The organism is Pseudoxanthomonas sp. UTMC 1351, assembly GCF_040948865.1.
Taxonomy (GTDB): domain Bacteria; phylum Pseudomonadota; class Gammaproteobacteria; order Xanthomonadales; family Xanthomonadaceae; genus Pseudoxanthomonas_A.
The window spans coordinates 94,732-112,592 of the sequence record NZ_JAVGJT010000005.1 but is presented as its reverse complement, the minus strand read 5'-3'; the positions used below and the strand labels follow the sequence as shown (position 1 = coordinate 112,592).

Annotated in this window: 16 protein-coding genes; 7 read left to right on the top strand and 9 right to left on the bottom strand. The window is 62.8% G+C overall.

Translation table 11 applies throughout. From position 1 onward, the window contains the following. Positions 1–17: 17 nt before the first annotated feature. From AB6O04_RS03555 to AB6O04_RS03545, 3 genes are all read right to left on the bottom strand, one after another. Complete coding sequence (locus tag AB6O04_RS03555) at positions 18–1,247, bottom strand: MFS transporter (RefSeq protein WP_368562362.1); 1,230 nt, start codon at positions 1,245–1,247, stop codon at positions 18–20. Beyond that, positions 1,244–1,690, bottom strand: a complete 447-nt coding sequence (locus tag AB6O04_RS03550; protein WP_368562360.1) for a MarR family winged helix-turn-helix transcriptional regulator — start codon at positions 1,688–1,690, stop codon at positions 1,244–1,246. Before AB6O04_RS03550 ends, AB6O04_RS03555 begins: the two co-directional genes overlap by 4 nt. Before the next feature lie 117 nt (positions 1,691–1,807). Beyond that, positions 1,808–3,967 (bottom strand): TonB-dependent receptor, encoded by a 2,160-nt coding sequence (locus AB6O04_RS03545; RefSeq protein WP_368562358.1) that lies wholly within the window; start codon positions 3,965–3,967, stop codon positions 1,808–1,810. A 93-nt stretch (positions 3,968–4,060) separates the two neighbouring features. Here AB6O04_RS03545 and AB6O04_RS03540 point away from each other — a divergent pair, with 93 nt between their 5' ends. Next, complete coding sequence (locus AB6O04_RS03540; protein ID WP_368562356.1) at positions 4,061–4,468, top strand: MerC domain-containing protein; 408 nt, start codon at positions 4,061–4,063, stop codon at positions 4,466–4,468. A gap of 236 nt (positions 4,469–4,704) precedes the next feature. Continuing rightward, positions 4,705–4,884 (top strand): 30S ribosomal protein THX, encoded by a 180-nt coding sequence (locus AB6O04_RS03535; RefSeq protein WP_368562354.1) that lies wholly within the window; start codon positions 4,705–4,707, stop codon positions 4,882–4,884. 198 nt (positions 4,885–5,082) lie between these two features. Here the strand turns inward: AB6O04_RS03535 and hutI are convergent, their stop codons facing one another. Then, positions 5,083–6,327, bottom strand: a complete 1,245-nt coding sequence (gene hutI / locus AB6O04_RS03530; protein WP_368562352.1) for an imidazolonepropionase — start codon at positions 6,325–6,327, stop codon at positions 5,083–5,085. 95 nt (positions 6,328–6,422) lie between these two features. Here hutI and AB6O04_RS03525 point away from each other — a divergent pair, with 95 nt between their 5' ends. Further along, complete coding sequence (locus AB6O04_RS03525) at positions 6,423–7,697, top strand: formimidoylglutamate deiminase (RefSeq protein ID WP_368562351.1); 1,275 nt, start codon at positions 6,423–6,425, stop codon at positions 7,695–7,697. Positions 7,698–7,802: 105 nt separating this feature from the next. Here AB6O04_RS03525 and AB6O04_RS03520 read toward each other — a convergent pair whose 3' ends face one another. The 3 genes from AB6O04_RS03520 to AB6O04_RS03510 all read right to left on the bottom strand — a co-directional run bounded on the left by AB6O04_RS03520 (position 7,803) and on the right by AB6O04_RS03510 (position 11,333). After that, positions 7,803–8,300 carry a methylated-DNA--[protein]-cysteine S-methyltransferase gene (locus tag AB6O04_RS03520; RefSeq protein WP_368562350.1) on the bottom strand — a complete coding sequence of 166 codons (498 nt, stop codon included), beginning with the start codon at positions 8,298–8,300 and terminating at the stop codon, positions 7,803–7,805. A 122-nt stretch (positions 8,301–8,422) separates the two neighbouring features. After that, a complete protein-coding gene (locus AB6O04_RS03515) occupies positions 8,423–9,946 on the bottom strand; it encodes an AlkA N-terminal domain-containing protein (RefSeq protein ID WP_368562349.1) in 1,524 nt (507 codons plus the stop codon). A 49-nt stretch (positions 9,947–9,995) separates the two neighbouring features. After that, the gene (locus AB6O04_RS03510; protein WP_368562348.1) at positions 9,996–11,333 is read right to left on the bottom strand and encodes an ectonucleotide pyrophosphatase/phosphodiesterase; all 1,338 of its coding nucleotides are present in this window, start codon (positions 11,331–11,333) and stop codon (positions 9,996–9,998) included. Between AB6O04_RS03510 and AB6O04_RS03505 the strand changes: the two genes are divergently transcribed. Both AB6O04_RS03505 and AB6O04_RS03500 read left to right on the top strand, forming a co-directional pair. Then, positions 11,332–11,868, top strand: coding sequence for a DUF4440 domain-containing protein (locus AB6O04_RS03505; protein ID WP_368562346.1), 537 nt, complete (start codon positions 11,332–11,334; stop codon positions 11,866–11,868). The genes AB6O04_RS03510 and AB6O04_RS03505 overlap by 2 nt on opposite strands. A gap of 233 nt (positions 11,869–12,101) precedes the next feature. Then, entirely contained in the window at positions 12,102–12,464 is a 363-nt protein-coding gene (locus AB6O04_RS03500; RefSeq protein ID WP_368562345.1) for a hypothetical protein, read from the top strand. Positions 12,465–12,631: 167 nt separating this feature from the next. On the opposite strand, the gene AB6O04_RS03495 is transcribed toward AB6O04_RS03500, so the two are convergent. Then, positions 12,632–13,372 carry a ThuA domain-containing protein gene (locus AB6O04_RS03495; RefSeq protein WP_368562344.1) on the bottom strand — a complete coding sequence of 247 codons (741 nt, stop codon included), beginning with the start codon at positions 13,370–13,372 and terminating at the stop codon, positions 12,632–12,634. Between the two features lie 69 nt (positions 13,373–13,441). Between AB6O04_RS03495 and hutU the strand changes: the two genes are divergently transcribed. Continuing rightward, on the top strand, positions 13,442–15,109 hold the full coding sequence (gene hutU / locus AB6O04_RS03490; protein ID WP_368562343.1) for a urocanate hydratase: 1,668 nt from the start codon (positions 13,442–13,444) through the stop codon (positions 15,107–15,109). A 500-nt stretch (positions 15,110–15,609) separates the two neighbouring features. Here the strand turns inward: hutU and AB6O04_RS03485 are convergent, their stop codons facing one another. Then, positions 15,610–16,059: a GFA family protein gene (locus AB6O04_RS03485; protein ID WP_368562341.1), complete on the bottom strand. Its 450-nt coding sequence runs from the start codon at positions 16,057–16,059 to the stop codon at positions 15,610–15,612. A gap of 504 nt (positions 16,060–16,563) precedes the next feature. Between AB6O04_RS03485 and AB6O04_RS03480 the strand changes: the two genes are divergently transcribed. Further along, the gene (locus AB6O04_RS03480) at positions 16,564–17,787 is read left to right on the top strand and encodes an alpha/beta hydrolase family protein (RefSeq protein ID WP_368562340.1); all 1,224 of its coding nucleotides are present in this window, start codon (positions 16,564–16,566) and stop codon (positions 17,785–17,787) included. Positions 17,788–17,861: the final 74 nt, after the last annotated feature.

The window sequence follows — 17,861 nt, the reverse complement described above, 5'->3', positions numbered from 1 at the left end:
CTCCCACATTCGCTACCTCAAGCAGCTGCCAGCGCCAACTTCGGCGACTTCTCGCGGATCGGCAGATTGGCGGCCGCGGCCAGCAATGCCAGCGCCATATCCGCGTACCACATCCAGCTGTAGTCGCCGAACTTCTCCAGGGCCACGCCGCCCAGCCAGGCGCCGAAGAAACCACCCAGTTGGTGCGACAACAACGTTAGCCCGAACAGCGTTCCCAGATAGCGTGGGCCGAACAGCTTGCCAACCAGTCCCGCTGTCGGCGGCACTGTCGCCAGCCAGGTGAAACCCAGCGCGGCGGCGAAGATGTAGAAGGTGATCGGCGTGGGTGGCGACAGCAGATAGATCCCGATCATCACGGCGCGGCTGGCGTACATCGCCGCCAGGATCCACTTCATCCGCATGCGTTGTCCCAATGCGCCGGCCACCAGGCTTCCGGCGACATTGAACAAACCGATCAGCGCAATCGACGCGGCTGAAACGCTGGCGGGCAACCCACACAGCGCGATTTCGCCGGGCAGATGCGTGACCAGGAACGCGATGTGCACACCGCAGGTGAAAAAGCCGATGTGCAGCATCCAATAGCTGCGGTCGCGGAGTGCGATGCGCAGCTGTTCGCGCAGAGAGAGTTCCCCGACCGCCTTGGCGCCTGCAGTGGCACCTTGGGAAGTGGTATCGACTTTACGCCGCAATGGCCACGCCAACGGAATCGCCAGAAGCGACGCTGCCGCCAAGCCGTACATCGCGGTGGCCCAGCCTGCCACGCTGATCATCAGTTGAACCAATGGCGCAAAAACGAACTGACCCAACGAACCGCCCGCATTGATGAAGCCTGCAGCGAACGAGCGCTTTTCCGGCGTCAGCTGTTGCGCTGTCGCGCCGATCAGGATGGAAAAACTGCCCGCGCCTGCGCCCGCCGCCGTCAGCAGGCCCAAGGTGAACATCAACCCCAATTGAGAAGTCATCAGAGGCGTCAATGCCAACCCGATGGCCAGCAGGATGCCGCCGAACACAAGCACTCCGGTGGAGCCGCGTTTGTCGGCGATCGCGCCGAACACCGGCTGCACCGCGCCCCAGGTGAACTGGCCTATCGCCAGCGCAAAACTGATTGCCGCTATGCCGATTCCGGTGCTCTGGTGAATCGGCGCGACGAACAGGCCAGTCGTCTGGCGCGCGCCCATGGTGATCATCAGCATGGCGGCGGCCGCGAGCAGCAGCGGCCAGGGCGTACGGGGCGTGGCGGCGTTCATGCGGCTCCTCCGGTGTGCGGACGTAGCCGCTCGGTCAAAGTGTCCAGTTCGATGTGCAGGCGGGCGACCGCGTCCGCCCCGAACACGGTATCGATAAGTTGTTGGGCGCGCTGCCAATGCGGTATCGCCGCTTTCAGGCGAGCGTGGCCGGCATCGCTGAGAACGATGAGGCGCTGGCGGGCGTCTTCGCCGCGCGTTTCACCAAGCAGGCCACCAACCAGCAACGGTTTGAGGTTGCGGCTGAGTGTCGTGCGGTCCATGCCCAGTTCTTCGGCCAGTTCGCCCAGGACGCGGGGACCGCGTTGGGTGCGCCGCAGAATGCTGTACTGGTTGAGGCTCAAATCCACCGCTGCCAATTCATGGTCGTAGATCTGGGTCACCCGGCGCGTGGCGCGGCGCAGGTGGAAGCAGGTGCAGGGACTGAGTCCGGCAGCGATAGACATGGGACGGACGGGGTGGCGATGGAGGCTCGATTATAGGTGCATATACACATAATTCAATAAAAAAACGGCTGCCTGGAAAGGCAGCCGCAAGGGGGGGAGTGATGGAGAGAGTCGGGTTTAGAAATAAGCCCGAATACCGAACCCCACCCCGCGTCCCGGCAATGGAGCGTACTCACGCAGCAGTGACGTATGCGGGCGCGCTTCCTTGTCGGTCAGGTTCCTGCCATCCAGGAAGATTTCCCAGCTGCTGGCATTGCGGTCCCAGCGGTAAGCCAGATGCGCGTCCACGAGCGTGTAGCCAGGACTGGGCTCTTCGTTCTGCGCCACGTCGTCCTGCTTGGCGTAACGCACCGCGCCAACGGAAGCGCGCCAGCCACCTAGCGCCCAATTCAGGTCCGCGCCGAAACGCGTCGGTGCGATGCGCGGGATATTGCCGCCTTGCATCAGCTCGATCGCATAGTGATGCGAGTGGTCACCATGAGGAACATCGAACTCGACCTGCCGGGTGCCGCTTCCATCCAATTCCGCGCGCACCGTGTCGCCGAATACCCGCAGGTCCCAATCGCCCGCGGTGTCGGAATCCAGCAGCTTGATACGGGCTTCGGCTTCTGCGCCCTTGAAGGTGGCGTCATCCTGCGTCCACAGGCGCACAGGCAGGTCTTCCTCGACGCCGGTGTCGGCCAGATAGATGAAGTCCTTGAACTTGGTCTGGTACAGGGCGAATTTGAAGTCGACCCGATCGGAATGGGCGTGCAGGCCGATCTCCGCGCGGCGACCGCGTTCCTTGTCCAGGCTGGCGTCGCCGATTTCCACCGACTGAGTTGCAACGTGGGTGCCCGCGGCGAACAGTTCCTCATTGGTTGGTGCGCGTTCCGAGCTATCCAGACCGAAACGAAGATCGAAGGCCGGACTGATACGCCAGATCGCCGCGGCGGACAAGCTGGTCACGTCGAAGTCGCGATCCTGGTGGCCCTGCGGCTGCAGCTTCACCTGTTCGTGACGGCCACCCAACTCCAGCTTCAACGGCCCGAAGTCTTTCTCCTGCACTACGAACAAACCCAGCGCGTCGGTATTGGTCGTGGGTACGAAGGCTTCTTCGCCGACGGCGCCGAAATCGCTATTGCTGTACTGCAGTCCAAATGCGCCGTTCCAGCCGGCGAGCTCCTTTTGCACGGCTTCCAGGCGCAGTTCGCGGCCCAGATTGGTGAAGCGGGTAGCCGGCAGGCCGCCTTCAAGCTCGACATGTTCATAGTCGGTGTAGGCGCCACGCACGTTGATCGCTTGCAGGAACGACAGCGGGTTATAGACGCCGGCTTTCATATCCAGGCGGTTCTGCACCATGTCGATGCGCACCGCGCCTTCTTCCCCGGCCTCTTCTTCTTCCTCTTCCCCTTCCTCGTGCTCATGGTGCACATGCGCGCCGGCGGGAATGCCGTAGTTGGTGCGATAAGTGCTGGCCGCCAGGCCGAAATACGCCTTTTCCCCCAGCCAGGTCGCACCGACAGCGCCCGCGCGGGTCTCGACTGAACTATTCGGCAGTTTGCCCTTGACGGGCTCCTCGTGTCCTTCCTCCTCCTCTTCTTCTTCGCCCTCGTGTTCGACGGCGGCGAAACCTGGGATCTCGTAGTCGTCCGTATTGCGCACCAGGCCGTCCACGTGCAGCACCCAGTTCCCGTTGACGCCATCCAGGCGGAACATGCCGCTGCGTTCGTCATTGACGGTGTTGCCGCGCAGTTCGGCGCGGCCGCTGAGCGGCTGGTCGGGCAGCGTGTCCGCCAGGCGACCATCCACCACGTTGACCGCGCCGCCGATCGCGCCGCTACCGAACAGCAGCGTCGCCGGACCCTTCAGTACTTCGATCTGGTCGGCCAGGAACGGCTCGATGCTGACCGCGTGGTCCGCGCTGACGGTGGAGGCGTCCATCGACCCGATGCCGCCGGACAGCACCTGCACGCGCGGGCCTTCCTGGCCGCGGATGATCGGACGGCCGACGCCGGTGCCGAAATAAGTGGTCTGCACGCCCGGCAGCTTGGCGACCGTATCACCCAGCGTGGATGCCTTGTTTCGGTCCAGTTCCTCGCCGACCAGCACCTCCACCGGCGTGGCCAGCGACTCGACGCTGCCTTTCAAGGGTGTGGCGGTGACGACGATGGCATCCAGGTCTTTCGTGCTCTGAGGGGCATCGGCCGCCCAGCCGGAGACCGCGCAGGACAGCAGGGCGACGGCGAGCGCACAGGAAAGTTGATGGGGCGAGGGCAGACGACGGATAGATTTCATGTGGGGAGGAGGACTCACTTGGGAGGGCTTGACGAATGTTATATTATACCAAAATTGAAAACTTCCCTCCCCCGGAAGTCATACTTGTTGCTTATGAAATCGCATCTCAACAGCCTGCTCGACCGCTTCGGCGCTACCGGCTCCATCATCTGCGCCCTGCATTGCGCGCTCACGCCGTTGCTGCTGGCGGCGATTCCGTCGCTGGGCCTGTCGGTCTGGCTTGGCGACAGCTTCGAGCGCGGGTTCGTCACGTTCGTCACGGTGCTGGGGCTTTTCAGCATGATCTGGGGCTATCGCCGGCACCGGGTTTTCCGTGCCCTGGGCATGCTGCTGTTCGGTTTGGCGGCACTTTGGGCGGGCGTGCTGTACGCGCCGCTGCATCAGGCGCCGGTACCGCACGCTATCGTGATGACCATCGGCGGCACGCTGGTCGGGCTGGCGCACTTGGTGAACCTGCGGCTGAACCACTGGCACATCCACGACGCCAGCTGCGCGCACTAGGCGCCAGCGAGTTCGTCACGCCGCGGCAGGCGAACAAGGTTTTCAGCCATGGCCGACGGCTTTTAGCCCGCGATCGCGAAGCTTCAGCCCGCGACCAGGGCTTTTAGCCCGCAGCTAAAGGCTTTCAGGCCGCGCTGTGATAGGCTTTCCGCCTTCGCGCAGGGCGCTGGCGAGCGAAAAACTTCGCAAGCGCCGCAGACCTCGCGGACTTAATTCATTAATTCAGGAGAACGACAATGGGCAAAGGCGACCGCAAAACCGCCAAGGGCAAGCGCTACGTATCCAGCTACGGCAATGCGCGCAAGCATGTGGTGGCCAAGGCAGGCGTGGGCGCTACGGCGACCGCCGCCAAGAAGGCCGTCGTGAAGGCACCGGCCAAGAAGGCTGTGGCCAAGAAGGCTGTTGCCAAGGGCTGAGTCGTCCGCTGCACCGGCCGTCAGGCCAGCCGTCGCAAAACCCCGGCCTATGCCGGGGTTTTTGTTTGTGGGCTAGAACCATTTCGTGTCGGGCTATATCGGAGCCGTCATGACCAGCCATTCGGCTGTTGAAAAGCGCCTCCGGCCTACGCCGGGATGACGAGAAATTACTGAATCGAGTAAACGCTACCAAGACGTCTAGACAGACTGAACATCCACGCGTCTTCCAGCAGCGTAGACGCCAGCCACCAAGTCACCACCCAACCAATACGCGAGCTGCGCCGGCTGAGTGATCCTCCAACGTACAAAATCGGCGCGTTGACCTATGCGCAACGCACCGCGATCGGTCAGCGCCAACGCGCGCGCGGCATGCACCGTAGCGCCGCGCAATGCTTCTTCCGGTGTCAGCCGGAAGTGCGTGCACGCCAGCGACATGGCCATCCGTAGCGATTGCAGTGGCGCGGTACCTGGATTGCAGTCGGTGGCAACCGCCATCGATACGTTGTGTTTCCGGAAAGCATCCAGCGGCGGCAATTTTGTTTCCCGCAATACATGAAATGCGCCCGGCAACAGCACTGCAACAACACCCGCTTCGGCCATCGCCGCAACACCGGATTCCGAGGTGTATTCCACGTGATCAGCGGACAAGCCGCCGAATTCCGCGACCAACGCCGCGCCTGCGCTATCGCTCAACTGGTCGGCGTGCAGCTTGATCGGCAGTCCCGAATCGCGTGCGGTTTCGAATACACGTCGTGTCTGTTCGGAAGAAAAGCCAATGCGCTCGCAGAACGCGTCGACCGCATCCACCAATCCTTCCGCATGCAGTTGCGGCAGCCATTGGCAGACGGCGGCGATGTAATCGTCCGCGCGGCCGGCGAATTCCGGTGGCAGTGCGTGCGCTCCCAGGAACGTCGTCTTGACGGTGACGTGCAGCGCTTGGCCGATACGCCGCGCCACCCGCAGCATCTTGCGTTCGTTCTCCAGATCCAGGCCGTAGCCGGATTTGATTTCCAGCGTGGTCACGCCATCGGCCACCAACGCGCGCGCGCGCGGCAGCGATTGCGCGAACAGCTCGTCTTCGCTGGCGTCACGGGTGGCGCGTACCGTGGACACGATGCCACCACCGGCTCGGGCGATATCTTCGTAGCTAGCGCCTTGCAAGCGCTGCTCGAATTCACCGGCGCGGTCGCCCGCAAACACAGTGTGGGTGTGGCAATCGATCAGCCCGGGCGTCAGCCATTCGCCGCCGGCGTGCACTACTTCGTGCGCCAATGCCGCCGGCTCGCCAGGCAGGTCGGCCGCACGGCCGACAAACTCCAGCGTCCCGTCGCGCCAAGCCAGGGCGCCGTTCTCGATGGTGCCGTAGCCGCTATCGTCGGCCAGCGTCGCCAAATGCGCGCCAACGATCAGGCCATCCCAGCGCAAGTCGGGTCGGTTGTTCATGGCGCGATTGTAGAGGGATGCTGTAGAGGGACGCAGTAGGTGGATGGCGCCTTCCGCCATCGCGTTCGTCCCGCTGGCAGGCGAGAATGCCCGGCATGAACACTTTCTCCGCCAAGCCCGCTATTGAGAGCAGGGCCGAATCGTTCCGGTCCATCAGCCTTTACGCCGTCCCTGGTGTCCCCAACCTGCATTCGCATGCCTTTCAGCGTGCCATGGCCGGGTTGGCGGAACGGCAGACGCATCCGGAAGACAGCTTTTGGACCTGGCGGGAGACGATGTACCGTTTCGCGGCGCGGATGACGCCGGAAAGCGTGCATGCCGTAGCGACGCAGTTGTATGTCGAGATGTTGGAGGCGGGCTACACCAGCGTCTGCGAGTTCCACTATCTGCATCACGCACCGGATGGAAGGCCCTATGCGGATCCGGCTGCGATGTCGCAGGCGCTGATCGCAGCCGCACGCGACACCGGCATTCGCCTGACGCTGTTGCCGGTGCTGTACATGACAGGCGGCTTCGATGGCCGCCCCTTGTCGGAACGCCAACGCCGCTTCGGCCATGACGTCGAAGCGTTTCTTCGCTTGATCGATCGTTTGATGCCGGAACGGAACGACAACGTGCGGCTTGGCTGCGCTTTCCACAGCTTGCGCGCCGTACCCGAGGCCGCGATGCGTGAAGTGTTAGCAGCATTGCCACAAGATTTCCCCTTGCACATCCATATCGCCGAACAAATCGGCGAAGTGCAGGACAGCCTGGCAATACGCGGTGCACGGCCAGTCGAATGGCTGTTGAGCAATGTCGATATCGACTCACGCTGGACGCTGGTACACGCTACCCATCTCACTGATCAGGAAATGCGGGGCATTGCCCGCAGCGGCGCCACGGTGGCGATCTGCCCCACCACCGAAGCCAATCTGGGCGATGGCCTGTTTCCGTTGCGCGCTTATCTGGATGCGGGCGGCGCCTGGGGCATTGGCTCGGATTCGCACATCTCGGTGTCGCCGGTGGAAGAGCTGCGCTGGCTGGAATACGGCCAGCGCCTGATCACACATCACCGCAGCATCGCCGTCAGTGACCGTTCCGCCAGCGTTGGGGAAACCTTACTGCAGGGCGTGATGGATAGCCGAGCCAACGCCACTGGATTCGGCCCTGAAAGCGAGGACTTCCTGATATTGGATGAGGAAGCACCGGAATTTGCCGGAGCAAGGCCTGAAAATATTGTCGACCGCTGGATATTCAGCGGAAACCGGCCGCTGGTGCGCGAGGTGCATGTCGATGGCAAGCAAGTCGTTGCCGAAGGACGGCACCACGATCGCGATGCAATTGCTGCGCGTTATCGACAGACGTTGCAGGAATTGTTGGCTGATATCTGACGATGCGCTTCTCGTAGGAGCGGCGTCCCGCCGCGAGCTCTTTCCCTCAGATCGCGACGAAAGCAAAAAGCTCCCGGCGGGACGCCGCTCCTACAACAAGGCCAATCAGCCAAAAAGATCATCACTCGGCAACGCACCTTCCAACTGCAGCAGATACTGCTTGGTCGGCAGGCCACCACCGAAACCGGTGAGGCTGCCGTCGGCGCCGATCACGCGGTGGCAGGGCAGCACGATGGGAATGGGATTGCGCCCGTTGGCCGCGCCGACCGCACGCGTCGCCGTCGGCTTGCCAACGCGACGTGCCATTTCGGAATAGCTGATCGTCTGCCCATAGGGAATGGCAGCCAGCGTGTGCCATACCTGGCGTTGGAATTCGGTGCCTTGCGGCCCCAGCGGCAGGTCAAAATCCTGGCGTACGCCAGCGAAATATTCGTTCAACTGCGTGGCCGTGACCTGCAACACCGCGTTGTCGCCTTCCTGCCAATCCACCCCGCGCGGATACGGATGGCGCGGTGTGTGGAACTCGATGAGGCGAAGTGCGTTGTTATCGGCTGCCAGCAGCAGCGGGCCAACGGGACTTTCGATATGTCGGTAGATGATCACGTTTCAATCTCCATTCCATCTTTTACTGTAGGAGCGGCGTCCCGCCGCGAGCTCTTCGCTTCTATTGGGATCTGACGGGAGAGCTCGCGGCGAGACGCCGCTCCTACAGGTCAGGGCCGCTCCTACAAAGCATTCGTAGGCTTCGGCGCCGGCATGCTGTCGCGCCACAGTTGGATCACCGCATAGGCACGCCACGGTCGCCAGGCTTCCGCGCGCGCGGTCAGTGCTTTTGCGGTCATGCGCGTACCCCCCGCCTTCGCGGAGTCAGGCTGGGTGGGCACCGCTTTCTGCAGTACCAGGTCATCAGCGGGAAACGCATCCGGATGGCCCAACGCACGCATCGCGATGTAGTTCGCTGTCCACGGGCCGATGCCCGGCAACGCTACCCAGCGCGCAACGAAGTCTTCCAGCATGCGTTCGGCATGGAAATCCACCCGGCCGTCCAGCAACGCGCGGGACACAGTGCGCACCGTTTCCGCGCGGGCGCGAGTCAGGCCTATGGAGGTCAGATCGGCGTCGGCGAGCGCTTCGGGCGTGGGGAACAGATGCGCCAACTCCGCACTGAAAGGTGTCGGCAGCGCGGTGCCGAAATGTTGCGCCAGCCGCGACGTCAGCGTGCGTGCGGCGGCGACGCTGACCTGCTGGCCGATGATGGCGCGTACCGCGATCTCGAAACCATCCCAGCCGCTCGGTAGCCGCAGGCCTGGCCGCTTTTTCAGCAGCGGGCGCAGCCGTTCGTCTGCGGATAGCGCGGCGGCGATGGCCTGCGGATCCGCATCCAGATCGAACATGCGCCGGATGCGGTTGACGATGGTCAGCAGCTGCGAAGGCATGGCGCCATGCAGCTCCAGCTTCAATGCGTGATCGTTCGGTTTATCGTTCCACTGGCTCACCCGTAGCCAGCCGGGCGCCTCCGCCGGGCCGAACACGCGCGCATAGCTGGTTTCGTCGACGAACTCCACGCCCGGCAATGCGCGGCCACGCAGGAATTGCAGCATCGCGATGAAGTCGTACGGCGGGCGATAGCCCAGACGCAACGCGATACGGTCTTCCGCCGCCAGCTCTGTGCGCTTGCGCAGATCGCGCGGCGCCATCCGGTAGGCCTCGCGGAATGTGGTGTTGAAGCGGGTCAGACTACCGAAGCCGGCGGCCATCGCGACCTGCGTCACCGGCAGTCGCGTTTCGGTCAACAACTGCTTGGCGAACAGCAACCGCCGCGTACCGTGCACGCCAATGGGACTGGCGCCCAGCCGATCATTGAATAGACGCCGCAGCTGGCGTTCGCCCAGGCCGACCTTATCTGCGAGTTGCGACAGCGATTGGTCGGCCAAGGCGCCTTCGTCGATCAGCTTCAACGCACGCGCCACCGCGGCATCACCGCGCCGCCAGGCGCCGTCGCTGGGCGACAACTCCGGTCGGCAGCGCAGGCAGGGGCGAAAACCCGCCGCTTCCGCCGCCGCGGCATTCGGGTAGTAGGTGATGTTGGTAGGTTTGGGTTGCGGCGCAGGACACACCGGCCGGCAGTAGATGCGCGTGGTGGTGACGGCAATGAAGAATAGGCCGTCGAAGCGAGCATCGCGGCTAAGCCGCGCCTGTTCGCAGACGCGGAGATCGGGCAGGGTGGCGTGGGCGAAGGCGGTGAACATGGGAGCAGGCTAGCACCGGTTCCCAGCCCTGACTAACCGTTTTCGGACATCAACGCTGGGGATCGCTTTCTTCCTTTGAGGCGGGTTTCAGGATGGGCAGCAGCGTCTGTGCATCGCCATCGTTTTCGGCAGGCGAGACACCCATCAGGCGCGCTAGTAGCGGATAGACGTCGACGTTATCGAAACCCGGAACCGTCATCCTTTCGCGAAACGCCGGCCCGTGCGCGATGAAGATCGCGCGCATCGACGGTAGCGCCGGGTCGTAGCCATGCGAGCCGCCGCCTTGCCAGCCTATGCTGACTCCTTTCTCGTAGGTTGCGCGCTTGACCAGCAGCCAGCCTTCGTCGGCTTGGCAGACGATAGGTGGTATGCGCGGGTGCGTGCCGTAGTGCCAGCGCGCAGGCATGTCCTGTTTGCGCCAGCATTCCACAGCGCCATGCTTGCCCAGCAGCTTTTGCGCGGCAACGGCTTCTCGTCCAGGCTTTGGAGTGAAGCCGACCACTTGCCCGGTAGTCACCACGCGGGCGTCTTCGGGCGAAATCAGATCTTCCACGATGACGGTTCGCTGCGGCGAAGTGGCGGCCATCCCGTGGTCCGACACGACAATCATGTTGATCTTGTCGCGCAGTCCGCGTGCTTCCAGGCTTGCCATCAGCCTGCCGATGCCAGCATCGACTTGGCGCAATGCCTCAGTGACTTCTAAGGAATCCGGTCCTCCCTCATGGCCGGCGGTGTCGATATGCTCGAAGTAAAGCGTCGCCAATTGCGGCCTTTCCGCCGCGGGTAACGACAACCACGCCAATATCTGGTCCACCCGCTGATCGATCGACATCTGATGGTCGAACTTGCGCCATTGCCACGGGCGCACACCCCCTACGGCCGCTTCCGAACCTGGCCAGAACATCGTCGCCGTACGCATGCCCGCTTTTTCGGCGCTGACCCAGATCGGTTCGCCGCTCCACCAGCGGGCATCGCCCACCGCCTCGCGGTTGCTCAGGGTGAAATCGCCCAGGTGCTCATCCCACATCGTGTTGTTGATGATGCCGTGACGGTTCGGGCGCAGGCCGGTCACCAGCGTGTAGTGGTTGGGAAAAGTCAGGGACGGGTAGGAGGGATTCATCCATTTCGCATGCACGCCCTCGCGCGCCAGGGCCGAAAGATGAGGGGTGATGCCGCGTTCCAAATAGTCCGGACGGACGCCATCCAGCGAAATCAGCAGCAATGGAATGGGCGGCGAGCCGGTAACAACAGGGCGGTATGGCGCGGTGGCACAGGCGCTGAGCAACAGCAGCAATGCGAGCCACGCCCCCCTGACAAATGGCAGGTGCATAGGCGACGGAAAATGTATCGAATGCGCAAGCTTGGCAGACTCGGGAGAAATTCGCATGACAGAGATTCGCATGGCGGCGAGCTTACGATTCCCGCTACTGCTGTGCGCAGCCATGGTTGCCGCGCCCTTGCAGGCCGCGGAATCCACGCCATCGGGCGATGCACGATGCGCGGTATGGGCCCGCGAACTCGGCTTCGCCCAGTCCGTCGCTGACCACGACGCTGGAGCCTTCGCCGAGCACCTGCACCCCAACGCCGTCTTCGGCGTCGGCAATAAGCCCACCCGCGGCCGTGACGCCATTACCCGGGAGTGGACCGGGATCATTGATGGGTCGGCCGTCAAGCTGGAGTGGTACCCGGCTATCGTTACCGTGGGCGGCGATGGCACGACGGCGTATTCCAGCGGCCCGGCTCTGTTCGAAGACCCCAAGACCGGCGCCACATCGCTTAGCCGCTTCGGCTCGGTCTGGCAGCGCGGTGCCGATGGCGTGTGGCGGGTCATTTTCGACGACGGCACCCGCCCGGCACCTGCCGATGCCGCAGCGGTGAAGGCTTTCCGTGACGGACGGCGGGCGGAGTGCCCGCCGGCCTGATGTTTGGCTCCCTTCTCCCTCCGGGAGAAGGGAAAGCCCGCTTTGCGCCGGCCCTGCGCAACGCGCAGACGTTCAGACATGCACGAGCTAAGCCACATACCGTCACCCCGAAGGAAAAGGCCCCTCGACGCCATAACATGCTCTAAACGCCGGCTGCCCCACGCTGCGCTGATCCGGCCGAATAGGCGTATAAAAAAGCCATCCGATCGCACTCACTCCTGCCGGAGGCTCCCATGAAACGTCCCGCCCTGTTTGTCTTCTTGTCAGCTTTGGCGTTTGCCGCTGGCGCGCAATCCGTGTCGCCCGCTCCTGCAACGCCTCAAGCCGAACCCCAACAGACCGTTGCCGATCAGGGCACCGCTGACCAGAGCGTTGTCGGCCAAAGCACGCCCGATCAGAACACCGACTCCAAGCCCCGTCCCTTGAGCGACCACAACTGCTTGCGCCAGACCGGCTCCCGTGTCATCCGCCGTGACGCCAAGGGCAAGGGCTGCGCCAATGCCACAGGCCGGGCTTACACGCGCGAAGAACTGGAGCGCACCGGCGGTCGCGACCTGGCGCATTCACTGCGCCTTCTGGACCCGGCGATTCAGTAGACTGCCTGAGAAAAGCAAACGTTCATTGTGGGAGCGACGTAAGTCGCGACGCTTTCCATGTTACCTGTCGCGACTTACGTCGCTCCCACAATTGAATGTTCTAGGTTCAACATAAAAAATGCCCGCATGTGACGGGCATTTTGTTGGGTATCGGCGTTCTTCAGAGTTCAGCAATCACCAGACTTTCCGCTCGCATACCGCAAGCCGCTGGCCAAATGCCGCAGAAACACCGGGTCGGCAAACACCGCCACATCATGCCCAAGCCCCGTATACCAGGCACGGCCTTTCGCTGAAGCATGACACCACGCGATGGGGTGGTCCTCGCCCATCGTGCCGCCGGTGTAGTCGCTTTCGTCCACCGTGGCGATCACTTGCACGCGTCCTCGCGGGTTGTCGCGATAGTTGTAGATTTCATCGGTGACCTTCCATTCGCGTCCTTGCTCGGCAATGCCATCGCGGTCGAAAAGCACGCGCGTGGTTTGCAGGCCCGGGGGATGACTGTGGAAATAGGCGCCCACCAACTGTGCATACCAGGGCCAGTCGTATTCGGTATCGGACGCCGCATGCACGCCCATGAAACCGCCGCCGCCGTCGACGAATTCTTCCATCGCGTTTTGCTGCGCCGCATCCAACACATCGCCGGTGGTGCTGGCGAAGATCACCACGCGGTAGCGCGCCAGGTTCTGCGGCGTGAAGGCGGCGGCGTCCTCGGTCGCGTCCGCCTGCATGCCTTGCTCCTCGATAACGCGCTGCAACGCAGCAATCGCGGTGGGAATCGAATCGTGGCGGAATCCGGCGGTCTTGGTGAATATCAGTGCTCGGGGCGGCTCGGCTAACGCTGTGCCGGCAAAGGCGCACAAGACAGCGACCAGCAGGCCGCGCAGTAGGGAGATAGATGGACGGTTCATGCGGCGAGTTTGCCACAGCTGCCGTGAGGCCCTGCGATAATCCGACATCGATTTCATCAGGATGCCCAAATGTCCGATCCGCGCCACGATTCCACCCGCGTCATCCGCGCCCCACGCGGCACCGAGTTGAGCTGCAAGTCCTGGCTCAGCGAAGCGCCATACCGGATGGTCCAGAACAACCTGGATGCGGAAGTAGCCGAGGACCCGACCTCGCTGGTGGTCTACGGCGGCATCGGCCGCGCCGCGCGTGACTGGGCCTGCTATGACGCCATCCTCGAATCACTGCGCAACCTGGAAGACAACGAGACCCTGCTGGTGCAATCCGGCAAGCCGGTGGGCGTATTCCCCACCCATGCCGATGCGCCGCGCGTACTGATCGCCAATTCCAATCTGGTTCCGCACTGGGCCACCTGGGAGCACTTCAACGAGCTCGATAAGAAGGGCCTGATGATGTACGGCCAGATGACCGCCGGCAGTTGGATCTACATCGGCAGCCAGGGCATCGTGCAGGGCACGTACGAGACGTTTGTGGAAATGGGCCGCCAGCACTACGGCGGCAATCTGACCGGTCGCTGGATACTCACCGCCGGCCTCGGTGGCATGGGCGGCGCGCAACCGTTGGCCGCATCGCTGGCTGGCGCTTGTTCGCTCAATATCGAATGCCAGCAGTCGCGCATCGACATGCGCCTGCGCACGCGCTACGTGGATGAACAAGCCACCGATCTGGACGATGCGCTCGCGCGAATTGATCTGTACACCAAGGCTGGCCAGGCCAAATCCATCGCGCTGCTCGGCAACGCCGCGGAAATCCTGCCGCAACTGGTTCGCATGGGCGTTCGCCCGGATGCGGTGACCGACCAGACCAGCGCGCACGACCCAGTGCACGGCTACCTGCCGATCGGCTGGACGGTGGAGCAGTGGCTGGCCGATCAAAAGGCGAACCCGCGGAAGGTCCGCGACGCCGCCAAGCAATCCATGCGCGTGCACGTCGAAGCGATGTTGGCGTTCGAAAAACAAGGCATCCCCACCTTCGATTACGGCAACAACATCCGCCAGATGGCCCTGGATGAAGGCTGCAAGAACGCGTTCGACTTCCCCGGCTTCGTACCGGCGTACGTGCGTCCGTTGTTCTGCCGTGGTGTAGGCCCGTTCCGTTGGGTAGCACTGAGCGGCGACCCGGAAGACATCTACAAGACCGACGCCAAGGTGAAGGAACTGATCCCCGACGACGCGCACCTGCATCGCTGGCTCGACATGGCCAAGGAGCGCATCAGCTTCCAAGGCCTGCCCGCACGCATCTGCTGGGTTGGCCTGGGCCTGCGCGACAAGCTGGGCCTGGCCTTCAACGAGATGGTCCGCAACGGCGAACTCAAAGCCCCCGTCGTCATCGGCCGCGATCACCTGGACAGCGGCAGCGTCGCCTCCCCCAACCGCGAAACCGAAGCGATGAAGGACGGCAGCGATGCTGTGTCCGACTGGCCGCTGTTGAATGCGATGTTGAACGTGGCCGGCGGCGCGACGTGGGTGTCGCTGCATCACGGCGGCGGAGTGGGGATGGGGTATTCCCAACACTCAGGCGTGGTGATTGTGTGCGATGGTACCGAGGCCGCTGACAAGCGGATTGCACGTGTACTGTGGAACGACCCGGGGACCGGCGTTATGCGGCATGCGGATGCGGGGTATGAGGTGGCGAAGCAGTGTGCGAAAGAAATGGGGTTGAAGTTGCCGATGGCTTAGCGCGATTTGCGAGAGGAGTCGCGCGGTTCTCGACGCGGATGCACACTGAAGTTGTCAGTTCTGGGGAGTCCGTAGACGACATCCGTCAGGCCTGAATCAGTGTGCGGATGCGAAAACCCGTTTCAACGTCGCGTCGATCACAAAACGGTTGTAGGATGCGGTAAGCCACAGGCGCACCGCATCGTTCGCGTCCTTGGCAGTAGAGGCATCTCCTGATTCCGAAGATTCGCGATCGATGCGGTTCGCTTTGCTCACCGCATCCTACTTGAATGCGGCATCCTCGTGACGATGTGCGGCGAAATCATCTTGAGCTTCGTGCGGCGGGCTTGAGCCCGCCCTATGGCATTCATAGGGTGGGCCCTGGCCCACCCCGCGTGGATGCTGGGTCATGCGGCCTGCTCTGAAGTAGCGGCCTAGTAACGTGGCCCTAGGATGACCGATGGCCTTACCCGAACTCCTTCGGCACGTTTCCCTGGCTAAGGTTCTAAATTGTCAGCCGGTCACAGATAATTCGTCACCCGAGGCGCATTGCCCCAATCATCATGCGCGCCGTCTTCGTAGCGGATCGGTGCGGCTGCCAGTTCGTCTTCGCTCACGTCATCCAGGCAGGCCACGTTGACGCAGTAGAAGTCGCCGCCCATCACCGGCTCGCTGGCGCTGACGAAAGCGTAGACGCCGCAGGTCTTGCAGAAGGTGTGGTCGATCGAGCCTTCGCCGAAGCGGTAGTGGCTCAGTTGATCGGCGCCTTGAATCAGGTGGAACGCTTCGGCAGGTGTATGGTTTTTCCACATCCTTGTCTTGCCGCAGAAAGAACAGTTGCAGCGCAACGTGGACGCGTACCACGAACCGGGACGGAGTTGTGGGGAACGCTCGCCTTCCGGAGAAAGATCGATGTCGCAGGAGAATCGTACTGCGCCGCAATGGCAGCTTCCGTGGCGGGTTTGAATCATGGGCGTTGGTTCCTCGTGGCGATAGGTGGCTCATCGGGACAGCGCAGCATAGGGTCCTGACGGGTTGCTCCGATATTCGGATTGGGTGATGCGGGTACTTGCCTGGACGACGAAGCGTGCGGCCTGGAATCGACAAGTGCAGTGGACCATAAAACCGACTTTCGCTGTCTGCCGATATTTCGTCATCGCGTTTAGCCACCGGCCTCCGGCATGCCTCATGTCACTAGGGCATTTGGCACGTCCGACAGCTTCTTGCGCACCTTACCCTGAAGCTCGGCCAGTGTTTCTGTCCGGCGCTTGCACGCCAGCGGTTTGTGTCAATCGTGGCTCGATAGACGTTACTGCTAAGGCCAACTAAAACAGAGTAGGGAAAACTCCATGGGTTACCTAAGCCGTACGAGCATCGCGATCCTCCTGGCGTTAAGCGGTGTGGTATCCGCAAGCGCCCAAGTACGTTCTTCCGATGCCGCGCAATCTCCTTCCTGCGAAATAGGCAGCTATCTCATGGCAGATGGCACATTGCTGGACATCGCCCCTGGTGCGCCGGGCCAGCTTCGCTGGAGGCGATTGGATGGGCGCACAGGTGCATTGAGCCCCAAGGAAAAGGGGCACTGGACCAGCACGCTCGGCTGGACCGGCCGCCCGGATGGGCACCGCATTACGTTTTCCGACTGCGAACGGGGCGAGTTGCGTTTCGACAATGTCGTGGGCCAACGGCAGCCGTTGAGCCAGGTCGACACGCGCTTTCAGGGAAGCGGCGTCGAATTGGCCGGGCGGTTGACACTGCCGCCGGGGAAGACGCGTGTTCCGATCGTCGTTCTGATTCATGGCGCCGAACACTCGTCGGCGCTTGAGGACTATGCCTTGCAGCGTCAGTTCGCCAGTGCCGGCATCGGTGTGTTCGCCTATGACAAGCGCGGCACCGGCGCGTCGGGCGGCCGCTACTCGCAGAACTACCTGATACTTGCCACCGACGCGGTACTGGCGATGCGGGAGGCGCGTCGCCTGGCGGGTGAACGGGCGGGGCGAGTGGGGTACCAGGGCGGCAGTCAGGGAGGTTGGGTGGCGCCGCTGGCCGCACAAATAGAGCCGGTGGACTTCGTCATCGTGAGCTTCGGGCTGGCGGTCTCGGCATTGGATGAAGACCGCGAGGCGATCGACTTCGATATGACGCGTGCGGGCTATGGTCCGGACATCAAAGCCAAGGCGATGAAGGTGGCGGATGCTACGGCGGCAATCGTCGAAAGCAACTTCACCGAAGGCTACGAGCAGCTTGAAACGGTGAAGCGCAAGTATGGCCGCGAACCCTGGTTCAAATCGGTCCGTGGCAATTTCACCGCCTATCTGCTTGCCGAAACCCCCGAAACAATTCGCAAGCAAGGCCCTCTCTTGCTCGAAGGGCTGCCCGCGCAGTACGACCCGATGCCTGTATTGACGAACCTGGACGTTCCACAGCTGTGGGTACTCGGAGGCCAGGACCGCGATGCACCTCCTGGAGAGACCCTCCGCCGTCTGGCCGCATTACAAAACGCCGGTCGGCCGATCACCACGGCGGTGTTTCCCGATGCCGATCACGGCATGTACGAATTCGAGACGCTCCCCGACGGCGAACGTCTCTCGACCCGGCAGCCAGAAGGCTACTTCCCTTTGATGAGGGATTTCATTGAAGGAACGCCGCAGGAATCAGGCTACGGAAGCGCAGAGATAGAAGCTGCGCCGCGTTTGTAGGGCGGAGCTTGATCCGCCGCCTTCTGCGCCGGCATCGCTTGACCAGCCATTTCAAGATTGAAGCGCCGCAGGCG

Coding starts and splice junctions, on each gene's coding strand:
- AB6O04_RS03555 (WP_368562362.1), bottom strand. CDS start 1,247: ATGAACGCCGCCACGCCCCGTACGCCCTGGCCGCTGCTGCTCGCGGCC.
- AB6O04_RS03550 (WP_368562360.1), bottom strand. CDS start 1,690: ATGTCTATCGCTGCCGGACTCAGTCCCTGCACCTGCTTCCACCTGCGC.
- AB6O04_RS03545 (WP_368562358.1), bottom strand. CDS start 3,967: ATGAAATCTATCCGTCGTCTGCCCTCGCCCCATCAACTTTCCTGTGCG.
- AB6O04_RS03540 (WP_368562356.1), top strand. CDS start 4,061: ATGAAATCGCATCTCAACAGCCTGCTCGACCGCTTCGGCGCTACCGGC.
- AB6O04_RS03535 (WP_368562354.1), top strand. CDS start 4,705: ATGGGCAAAGGCGACCGCAAAACCGCCAAGGGCAAGCGCTACGTATCC.
- hutI (WP_368562352.1), bottom strand. CDS start 6,327: ATGAACAACCGACCCGACTTGCGCTGGGATGGCCTGATCGTTGGCGCG.
- AB6O04_RS03525 (WP_368562351.1), top strand. CDS start 6,423: ATGAACACTTTCTCCGCCAAGCCCGCTATTGAGAGCAGGGCCGAATCG.
- AB6O04_RS03515 (WP_368562349.1), bottom strand. CDS start 9,946: ATGTTCACCGCCTTCGCCCACGCCACCCTGCCCGATCTCCGCGTCTGC.
- AB6O04_RS03505 (WP_368562346.1), top strand. CDS start 11,332: ATGACAGAGATTCGCATGGCGGCGAGCTTACGATTCCCGCTACTGCTG.
- AB6O04_RS03510 (WP_368562348.1), bottom strand. CDS start 11,333: ATGCGAATTTCTCCCGAGTCTGCCAAGCTTGCGCATTCGATACATTTT.
- AB6O04_RS03500 (WP_368562345.1), top strand. CDS start 12,102: ATGAAACGTCCCGCCCTGTTTGTCTTCTTGTCAGCTTTGGCGTTTGCC.
- AB6O04_RS03495 (WP_368562344.1), bottom strand. CDS start 13,372: ATGAACCGTCCATCTATCTCCCTACTGCGCGGCCTGCTGGTCGCTGTC.
- hutU (WP_368562343.1), top strand. CDS start 13,442: ATGTCCGATCCGCGCCACGATTCCACCCGCGTCATCCGCGCCCCACGC.
- AB6O04_RS03485 (WP_368562341.1), bottom strand. CDS start 16,059: ATGATTCAAACCCGCCACGGAAGCTGCCATTGCGGCGCAGTACGATTC.
- AB6O04_RS03480 (WP_368562340.1), top strand. CDS start 16,564: ATGGCAGATGGCACATTGCTGGACATCGCCCCTGGTGCGCCGGGCCAG.